Annotated in this window: 1 protein-coding gene; it reads right to left on the bottom strand. The window is 75.0% G+C overall.

Annotated elements, in window-relative coordinates; all coding sequences use genetic code 11:
• Positions 1 to 800, bottom strand: an 800-nt coding sequence (locus GCL84_RS00005) for a type I polyketide synthase (protein ID WP_197522893.1), incomplete at both ends; no start/stop codon positions are given.

Here is an 800-nt window from a genome sequence, read left to right as displayed (position 1 = left end):
ACCGGGAACCGCTCGGCCAACTCCCGGCCCATGCCGATCCGCTGCGAACCCTGCCCGGAGAACACGAACGCCGTGCGCCCCTGCACCACACGGCCCTCGACCACGTCGGCCAGCCGCGCGCGAAAACCCTCGACGCTGTCGGCGACGACCACGGCCCGGTGCTCCAACAGCGACCGGGACGCGCTCAGCGACCAGCCGATGTCGGCGATCGAGTCCTCGTCGCGCACGAACGCCGCCAGCCGCGCCGCCTGTTCCCGCAGGGCCGCCGCCGAGGACGCCGACAGGACCCACGGCACCGGCCCGGCGGCCGGGGTCGGCTCGACCTGGACACCGGGAACCTGCTCGATGATCACGTGGGCGTTGGTGCCGCTGATGCCGAACGACGACACCCCGGCCCGGCGCGGCCGGTCCACCGCGGGCCAGTCCCGCGACCGCGACAGCAGCTCCACCCCGGACCACTCGACCTGCGACGACGGGGCGTCCACGTGCAGGGTCGCGGGCAGCACGCCGTGCCGCACCGCGAGCACCATCTTGATGATCCCGGCGATGCCCGCCGCGGCCTGGGTGTGCCCGAAGTTCGACTTGACCGACCCCAGCCACAGCGGCTCGGCCCGCTCCCCGCCGTAGGCGGCCACCAGGGCCCCGGCCTCGATCGGGTCGCCCAGCGCGGTCCCGGTGCCGTGCGCCTCGACGGCGTCCACATCGGACGGTGTCAGGCCCGCGTTCGCCAGCGCCTGGCGGATGACCCGCTGCTGCGACGGCCCGTTCGGCGCGGTGAGGCCGTTGGACGCGCCGTCCTG

The organism is Actinokineospora pegani (assembly GCF_009745975.1).
Taxonomy (GTDB): Bacteria; Actinomycetota; Actinomycetes; order Mycobacteriales; family Pseudonocardiaceae; genus Actinokineospora; species Actinokineospora pegani.
The sequence above is the reverse complement of the archived record's forward strand: the minus strand, read 5'-3'. Positions and strand labels throughout refer to the sequence as shown.